This is a genomic window from Fulvivirga aurantia (assembly GCF_009711475.1).
GTDB classification, from domain to species: domain Bacteria; phylum Bacteroidota; class Bacteroidia; order Cytophagales; family Cyclobacteriaceae; genus Fulvivirga; species Fulvivirga aurantia.
Window position 1 is genome coordinate 1 of record NZ_SMMD01000805.1, and the last position, 8960, is coordinate 8960.

The 8960-nt window shown below is 38.4% G+C and carries 9 protein-coding genes and 1 tRNA gene; 2 read left to right on the plus strand and 8 right to left on the minus strand.

Translation table 11 applies throughout. From position 1 onward, the window contains the following. The 5 genes from E1176_RS10865 to E1176_RS10885 form a co-directional block, all read right to left on the minus strand. On the minus strand, positions 1–1931 hold a 1931-nt coding region (locus tag E1176_RS10865; RefSeq protein WP_155210634.1), incomplete at its 3' end, for a urocanate hydratase. Beyond that, the gene (locus E1176_RS10870; RefSeq protein WP_155210635.1) at positions 1931–2692 is read right to left on the minus strand and encodes a patatin-like phospholipase family protein; all 762 of its coding nucleotides are present in this window, start codon (positions 2690–2692) and stop codon (positions 1931–1933) included. The genes E1176_RS10865 and E1176_RS10870, both read right to left, overlap by 1 nt. A gap of 6 nt (positions 2693–2698) precedes the next feature. Beyond that, positions 2699–3541 (minus strand): MBL fold metallo-hydrolase, encoded by an 843-nt coding sequence (locus tag E1176_RS10875; RefSeq protein ID WP_155210636.1) that lies wholly within the window; start codon positions 3539–3541, stop codon positions 2699–2701. A gap of 4 nt (positions 3542–3545) precedes the next feature. Continuing rightward, positions 3546–4214, minus strand: coding sequence for a hypothetical protein (locus E1176_RS10880; protein WP_155210637.1), 669 nt, complete (start codon positions 4212–4214; stop codon positions 3546–3548). A 53-nt stretch (positions 4215–4267) separates the two neighbouring features. Beyond that, positions 4268–5215, minus strand: coding sequence for an acetyl-CoA carboxylase carboxyltransferase subunit alpha (locus tag E1176_RS10885; protein ID WP_155210638.1), 948 nt, complete (start codon positions 5213–5215; stop codon positions 4268–4270). A gap of 291 nt (positions 5216–5506) precedes the next feature. Between E1176_RS10885 and E1176_RS10890 the strand changes: the two genes are divergently transcribed. Then, positions 5507–5580, plus strand: a tRNA-Asp gene (locus tag E1176_RS10890). A 222-nt stretch (positions 5581–5802) separates the two neighbouring features. Here E1176_RS10890 and E1176_RS10895 read toward each other — a convergent pair. Beyond that, positions 5803–6456, minus strand: coding sequence for a TPM domain-containing protein (locus E1176_RS10895; protein ID WP_155210639.1), 654 nt, complete (start codon positions 6454–6456; stop codon positions 5803–5805). Positions 6457–6467: 11 nt separating this feature from the next. Beyond that, positions 6468–7343 carry a TPM domain-containing protein gene (locus tag E1176_RS10900; protein WP_155210640.1) on the minus strand — a complete coding sequence of 292 codons (876 nt, stop codon included), beginning with the start codon at positions 7341–7343 and terminating at the stop codon, positions 6468–6470. A gap of 81 nt (positions 7344–7424) precedes the next feature. Here E1176_RS10900 and E1176_RS10905 point away from each other — a divergent pair, with 81 nt between their 5' ends. Next, on the plus strand, positions 7425–8018 hold the full coding sequence (locus E1176_RS10905; RefSeq protein ID WP_155210641.1) for a LemA family protein: 594 nt from the start codon (positions 7425–7427) through the stop codon (positions 8016–8018). Positions 8019–8058: 40 nt separating this feature from the next. On the opposite strand, the gene E1176_RS10910 is transcribed toward E1176_RS10905, so the two are convergent. Further along, positions 8059–8960, minus strand: a 902-nt coding sequence (locus E1176_RS10910) for a carboxypeptidase-like regulatory domain-containing protein (protein WP_222933133.1), incomplete at its 5' end; no start/stop codon positions are given.

The following is an 8960-nucleotide window of genomic DNA, read 5'->3' on the forward strand; positions in this document are numbered from 1 at the left end:
CTTTCCATTTCTCTCTTGATAGCAAATATTGCCTCTTTATTTCTCGCCCAACTTCTTCGAGCTATCCCATTATTCACGTCATAAAACAGCATATTTTCTAACTTCTGCTGCGCATCATCTGTACCGTCCAGCAGCATACCAAAGCCACCATTGATAACTTCACCCCAGCCTACACCACCACCATTGTGAATGCTCACCCAGGTAGCTCCTCTGAAACTGTCTCCTATTACATTTTGTATGGCCATATCAGCTGTATACCTCGATCCGTCATATATATTTGAAGTCTCTCGATAAGGACTGTCAGTGCCCGATACATCATGGTGATCACGGCCTAGAACAATAGGACCAATGTCTCCCTGCTTAATAGCCTTGTTGAAAGCAGAGGCAATTTTCATTCTTCCCTCTGCATCAGCATAAAGAATACGAGCTTGCGATCCGACTACCAGTTTATTCTTACCAGCAGCCTGTATCCACCGAATGTTATCATCCATTTGCTGCTGAATTTCTTCAGGCGATGAGGACTTTATTTCAGCTAAAACATTAGCTGCTATTTCATCAGTCTTAGCTAAATCATCTGGTTTCCCATTGGCACAGACCCATCGAAATGGACCAAAACCGTAATCAAAACACATAGGTCCCATAATATCTTGCACGTATGATGGGTATTTAAAATCAATTCCATTTTCTGCAACCACATCTGCTCCTGCCCTGGAGGCTTCCAGTAAAAATGCGTTTCCATAGTCGAAGAAATACGTGCCTTTTGCTGCATGCTTATTTATAGCTAATGCCTGCTTTCTAAGTGAATCTTGCACGTAATCTTTAAACTTATCAGGCTCGGTAGCCATCATCTCATTGGCTTCTTCAAAACTCAATGCTACAGGATAGTATCCCCCAGCCCATGGATTGTGCAGCGAGGTTTGGTCTGAACCTAAATCGATATATACGTCTTCATCATAAAACTTATTCCAGACATCAACAATATTCCCATGATAGGCTATTGACACCACTTCCTTATTTGCCTTCGCTTTTTTTACGCGTTCAACTAGTTCAACAAGATCACATATCACTTCATCTACCCATCCTTGCGAGTGCCTGGTTGAAATAGCTTTGGAATTGACCTCAGCAACCACAGAGATACAACCCGCAATATTACCTGCTTTTGGTTGTGCTCCACTCATACCACCCAGCCCGGAAGTCACAAATAACTTTCCTTCGAGACCTTCACCAGATTTTGAGACCTTGCGACCAGCATTAAGTACTGTAATAGTGGTGCCATGTACAATTCCCTGTGGACCTATGTACATGTATGAACCCGCAGTCATCTGCCCATATTGCGTTACACCCAGGGCATTATATTTCTCCCAGTCGTCTTGAGCAGAATAATTAGGAATCATCATTCCATTGGTAACTACAACCCTGGGAGCCTCTTTGCCAGACGGAAAAAGACCCATCGGGTGCCCTGAGTACATGTGCAGCGTTTGCTCATCGCTCATGGTAGCCAAGTATTGCATGGTGAGCAGATACTGCGCCCAATTTTGAAAAACTGCCCCATTTCCACCGTATGTAATTAACTCATGTGGATGTTGAGCAACTGCAGGATCTAGATTATTTTGTATCATGAGCATAATAGCTCCAGCCTGCTCAGATATAAACGGATACTCATCAATCGGACGGGCATACATATCATAGTCAGGTCGAAAACGATACATATAAATCCTGCCATACTTTTCTAACTCTTCTCTAAACTCTGAAACTAAGACAGGATGATGCTTAGGATCAAAGTATCTTAATGCATTTTTAAGAGCGAGTTTCTTTTCCTCTTCAGTTAGTATGTCTTTTCGCTTAGGAGCGTGATTTACTGACTCATCAAAAGGTTTTGAAGAAGGCAGTTCTTCTGGTATACCCTGTAATATCTGTTCTTTAAAATTCATTATAAATGATCTAGAAGGTTTTCTTTCTCAATTTGCTGTTTAGTGTACTCGTAACCGATTTCATATATCTCAGTCGCTTTGGCCAGGTCCATCACTTTGTACGGCTCCAGGCCTTTGGGTTCAATAAAAAAATCGCAGCTACTTTTTCGTTGATAAACATTTTGTGTAATGGCCATCATAAGTGCTCGCTCCATCACCACTCTCACGTTTCTTGGGTCAAAATTATCATCAACAGGATTGCTATGGCTACCGATAATAAAGTCGCACTGCTCTCTTATTGGGTCCACAGGTAGATTATTTAAAATACCACCATCTATATACAATTCTCCATTATAAACCACCGGATTGAACATAACTGGTATGCAGGATGATGCACAAATTACACGCCTTAGCCTACCCTGATTAAAACTTTCTGATTTACCAGTACGCAAATTAGTAGCAGTAACGTACAATGGGATTTTCAAATCATCAAAATCATCTGCGGGAAGGTATTTCTCTAAGAATTTCTCAACAACTTCCATAGTTAGGATACCCTTCCAACTCATGGCTGGCTGTAGTAACCTAAAAGTTTTGATTTGTGTAATTATGTCTAATATGTCCAGTACATCGTGCCCAGCCGCATATAAAGCTCCAACGATAGCTCCGGCACTTGACCCTGAAATGCAATCAATGGTTACGTCATTTTCTTCTAACGCTTTAATAACACCTAAATGAGCGACCCCACGTACCCCTCCTCCAGATAAAACTAAGCCTACTTTCATGCCATTCTACAGTATTTCTTTCAAAGGAAATGTTTTGTCGAGCCTCACTCCTTTTTCGGTATGTTTTACCGTACAACACTCATTTTGAGCATCATGCTCTAAAAAGATGATGTAACCATTGTCGGCTGCCGATTTTAGAAAAGCTTCCTTTTCCTTGAGCGTTTCCAGTGGTCGGGTGTCATAGCCCATAACATAAGGCAATGGTATATGGCCAGTAGAAGGTAGCAAATCTGCTGCAAAAACAATCGTGTGATCCTTATACTTGATTTTTGGAATCATTTGTTTATCAGTGTGCCCATCTACCATCAATACATCAAACTGCGAAAAAGGGGTTTCACCACCTACAGGCACAAAATTAAGATGACCACTCTCCTGCATGGGCAAAATATTTTCACTTAAAAAACTGGCTTTTTCTCTTTTATTTGGTTCGGTAGCCCACTTCCAGTGATCTTCATTAGACCAATATTTAGCATTCTTAAAAACTAATTCCAATTGGTCGCCATTCTTATATTCAACTCCGCCACCGCAATGATCAAAATGAAGATGTGTGAGAAACATGTCAGTGACATCATTGGTGTCAAAGCCTGCCTCTTTAAGAGATCCTTTTAAGCTATAATCTCCATGTAAATAGTAGTGTGAGAAAAATTTATCACTTTGTTTGTTTCCAATACCATTATCTATCAATATAGCCTGATCTCCGTCCTCTATCAGTAAACAGCGCATGGCCCAGGTACACATATTATTCTCATCAGCAGGGTTGGTTCGTTGCCAAAGAGATTTTGGTACTACACCAAACATTGCACCTCCATCTAGTTTAAAAAATCCTGTATTAATCACATGTAGATTCATAGCATCAGTCTGTTTGATTTTCTAATCTAATTTTCAAGTCTTTCATTGCCTCTAGAGCATCGTCATATGCCTTTAGCTTAGTCTGCAACACATTTAAAGCACTAAAGGAAATATTTATGAAGTAGTTATCACGGAGAAATTCAGTATTTGCAATTACTGGTCTTCCGGTAAACCGGACGTTTTCGTTAATATAAGGTGACAATTTATTCATTTGCAGATTACGATGATACTCATCTAAATAGGCAATATATTTATAATGTGTATTGTAAACATTAGTTAAATCCTTCCTTAAATTAAAGTCTCCTAAAAGGTAGAAATTACCTGAAGATCTTAATGTTTCGTACGTATTATCCTGTGCAGTAAATTCTGCCAAAGAGTATAGACTAATTACATAATAAAAAAGTGAATCATTACTCAAGTCTTCAGAAGTAATGACCTCTGTCAATCGCTTGTTGTTCTTCATCCAATATGTTGATGTATCACTTAATACGATGAGCTGTTCTATATCTTTATTTAAATCATCAAGAAAGCTCTTTAAGTATTCTTTCTCCAAAGCCTGCTCTTTGCTATTTTCAGCAAATCTATTCAGTGCAAATGCTACTGTTATGCCAATTATTACGACAAACAGATTTACTAAGTGATCCTTCCAATTGATGTTTTTCATAGTACACAAAAAATAAAAGCCATAAAAAATTATGGCTTTAAATTAATGTAAGTTTTTGTAAACTACTCTTTGACAACTCCAATTGCACAGAATTTATCAATTCTTTTTTCGATTCGTTGTTCCGGAGATAATTCCATCAATTCTTTCGTATGATCGAGAATTGTTTTCTTCAACTGCTTGGCCATCCAACTCATATCGGTATGCGCTCCACCCAAAGGTTCTTTCACAATACCATCGATCATGTTTAGCTCTTTCATATCATAAGCAGTTGGCTTTAGGGCTTCAGCAGCTTGTTCTTTATAATCCCAACTTCTCCAAAGAATGGTCGAGCAGTTTTCCGGGGATATAACTGAATACCAGGAGTTCTCGAGCATAAGTACTCTGTCTCCTATTCCAATACCGAGCGCTCCACCAGAAGCACCCTCGCCTATTATTACACAAATCACCGGCACCTTGAGCATGAACATCTCTTTAAGATTACGCGCAATTGCCTCACCCTGACCTCTTTCTTCAGCCTCGAGACCAGGAAAAGCTCCGGGAGTATCTATCAGTGTTATAATCGGCTTATTAAACTTTTCAGCCAATTTCATCAGCCTTAGTGCCTTTCTATAACCTTCAGGATTGGCCATGCCAAAATTACGCATTTGGCGCTGTTTAGTATTTCTACCTTTTTGTTGACCAATAACCATAAAAGATTGACCATCTATGGTAGCAAAACCACCAACCATGGCTTTGTCGTCTTTCACGGTACGGTCACCATGTAGCTCTACGAAGTCATCAGACATTTCATAGATATAATCTAAGGTATAAGGCCTCTCAGGATGGCGAGATAGCTGTACGCGCTGCCAGCGAGTAAGGTTATTAAATGTATCCTTTTTCAGATTTTTAATTTTCGTTTCCAACGATTTTACGGCATCCTTGACGTCTACATCACTTTCTGTAGCGATTCGCTTCATATCATCAAGTTTAGCCTCTAACTCTGCGATAGGTTTTTCAAAATCCAATAGCATTATCTGTTTAGTTAAAGTTACAACAAAATTAGCACTAATATTGATTTATGATAACCTGAGAGCAGGTAAAATGAAATTTGAAAAAAATTAAAATAAATTACTGTTAAGTATTGCATTTCAATATCCCCCACTATACATTTGCAACACCTTAAACGAAAGGGGAAAAATTAAAACATTTTGGTCCGGTAGTTCATCCCGATAGATATCGGGAGGTTAAAATGTCTGCCTTGTTAAATCAAAGCATGAGTTAACATCTCAATTAGATCGAAATAATAAAAATATTAACATATTGGTCCGGTAGTTCAGTTGGTTAGAATGCCTGCCTGTCACGCAGGAGGTCGCGAGTTCGAGTCTCGTCCGGACCGCTTAAAAGCTTCTCATTTGGGAAGCTTTTTTAGTTTACAACGCTCTGAACCAAACGGCTGACGGGATTATTATTTAGAAAGTATCACCTAGCCACTATTCGTAGCTGATTAGCAGCAGGGTGTCGACCCGATTGATCGGGAAGGTTCGTCTTGACCGCATTAAAGCTCCTCATAAGAGAGGCTTTTTTTGTTTATAGTGTTCTGACATTTGAATCGATTTTTTCAATCAAACCTTACGTTATCACTTAACTCGTTAGAGTCGTTATCTTTGGCATGAAAACCGTTTTCTAACAATAGGTCTTTGCACTTATGGATAGCCTTTATCAAGCCTTCTTCAACTTTTTTATTCTTAACGCCAGCGATTATCAAATTTGCAACAGCCTCCCACTCATGTTGAGCAACCTTTGCATTTATACCTGAATCAGCAAGCACAACTACTTCATGTTCTAATTCACTTATATATATGAGCACACCAGTCCTATCTCTCGTTTTGAAAATTTCTTCTTCTAAGAATACCTCCGTAGCACTTTCCATCACTCTACGATGAAGCTTATTATCATTTAGCAAAAACCTAATTGAAGCAGGAAATAGTATCGGAAAAACGAACCCCGCAATCATTAAAATAGCGATATATATAGCATCTTCTAGTGGAGTAACTACAAAAGGTAATAACCAGAAATAGGACGATAAACCTAGAAGAATAGCTCCAAATAGACTAAATATAATCGCACTTTTCCACCTTGCCTCTTCATAATCATCACTTCTTTCTGCGAAATAAGGAACAATCTCCCCTGAAGAATGGCTTTCTAAATCAATAATTGCTTCTTTGATCTGTTTTTTCTGACTCTCTGAAAATCTGAACTTTTTTGAACTCATAATACCTAAATTTACCAACCTCCAGACGCTCCTCCGCCACCAAAACTTCCACCTCCACCACTAAAGCCTCCACCGCCTCCGCCAAAGCTTCCACCTCCACCAAATCCACCATACCATCCTCCACCACCTCTTCTGCCTCCGCTATTACTTCCAGGTACACTAAACATAAGAGTGAGAAAGGTAGAAATAAATAAACCCACAATAAAATTGACTAAAACTGTACCTACTATCAGCAGTAGAACGAAAAATGCCACTGCACCCAATTTTTTGCCCAGAATCTTCTTTAGCAGATAATTACCAACCACAACGAATATAATTAAGAAAGGAAACAACACGTTAATGTATTTACTCCAGCTACCATCTCCACTGCTTTCGTTTCTTATTGGCTCGGGAAGTTGCTCACCTTCTACAAGTCCTATGATTGCATCAAGACCTTTGGTAATACCATGATAAAAATCACCTGATCTAAATTCAGGTTTAATAATTTGATTTATCACTCTGCTGGCATAAGCATCAGGTACCGCGCCTTCAAGTCCGTAGCCAACCTCAATTCGGATTTTTCGATCATTTTTTGCTATTAGAAGCAATATACCATCATCAACACCTTTTCTACCTATCTTCCACTCTTCTACTACTCGTATACTATACTGTTCAATAGCCTCTGATGATGTAGAAGGAATCATTAAAACAACTATCTGACCACCCTTCGTTTGCTCAAACTGGCTTAGGGTGGCTTCAATAGCATTAGTTTGTGAATTAGATAAAGTGCCAGTCTTATCAATGACCCTTGCGTTGAGAGGTGGAATAGACACAAAATCCTGAGCTATAATGTCAGCAGGATTTAATAGAAATAATATTAAGAGTATATTAGTTATTCGAAATAACATGGCTATGTAAAAAGGCGTATTCAAATGATAAATTGCAATATAATCGTTTAAATTTGAATCGAAATATTAGAAATTAGAATTATGAAAAAAGGACTTTTAATTACCCTTGGAGTAATTGTTGTATTGGTTTTTATTCTGTACAGACTGTTTGCAGGAACATATAACGAAATGGTTGACAAAGAAGAAACTGTAGCACAGTCATGGGCTAATGTTGAGGCACAATACCAACGAAGAGCTGATCTTATCCCTAATTTAGTAAACACGGTAAAGGGTTTTGCAGAGCAAGAAAAGGAAGTGTTGACCGGAGTGGTTGAGGCAAGAAGTAAAGCCTCCAGCATTCAGATAGACCCAAGTAATTTAGATGCTGCTCAGATTCAACAATTCCAACAGGCTCAGGGTCAATTAAGTGGTGCCTTGTCTCGACTATTGGTAACAGTTGAGCGTTATCCTGATTTAAAATCAAATCAAAACTTCTTAGATCTACAAGCACAGTTAGAAGGTACCGAAAATAGAATAACTGTTGCTAGGAATCGATTTAATGAAGCCGCAACTGAATATAATAAGCTAATTAGATCATTTCCGGCAAACATTTTTGCAGGGATGTATGGCTTTGAAAGGAAGCCACTTTTTGAGTCTAAAGAGGGCGCAGAAAGAGCCCCGGAAGTGAGTTTTTAAAAAGAAGAAGGCTTACTAAGCCTTCTTCTTTTTTAGCAATTTAATTAAGTGTCATAATAACATTTGACGAAGCATTGTAATCGTAGTATTCAATTTTAAGCTCGCCTTCGTTTGCACTTTCAATGTCAGAGTTCCAATTTGACATTCCATCCCAGTAAAAATCTAAAGAATAGTAACTCTTGTAGTAACTTCCCTGAACATCAGATAAACCACCTGATCTCTTTAGTGTACATGTCTCATTCTCGAAATCAAATTCAACGGAAACATAATCATTAGCAACAGCAGAGTTATCACTTGATCTTACTAAAGAGGCTATATTCCACTTAGTTTTGGATTTAAAAATTACATCAAAAGCATTAACGTAAATTGTTTCATAATCAACTTCGTCTTTATCAACGTAAACTGTATAGGTCTCTTCAATTTCATCATTTACATAAAATATAAATCTATATCTACCCACCGGAACATCTGTAAAAAGCATTACGCCTTCTCCATCAGTAGTAGCTTTATGATTTGACAAAGCAATGTATTCATCAAGCCCTTCTGCCATGTAGTAAGCGTCATTTTCCTTAACTAGAATACCCGTTAAGCCATCCTGCTCCAATTTATTATAAGTATCATCGTCTCTAAATTGCACTCTAACCTCTCCAACATAGCTTTCTATGTTGATTTCATATTGTTTAGTAGCGCCTGAAACTACCTGCACTCCTCTATTAAATTCATACTCTTTTCCATTTACTTCAGTTTCAACAACCACCATATATGGGCCAGCAATCAAACTGCCGAAATCTACTAAGCCATTCTCATCAGATACCTGCTCCTCTAATTCAGCTTCGTCCTGATAAAGTGTCACATCTGCATCCGTAATGAAATTTCCTGATGCATCAACTAATGTCAAATTTAAATTACCGTTCTGAACTAATGTAACGGTTAAGTCATCAT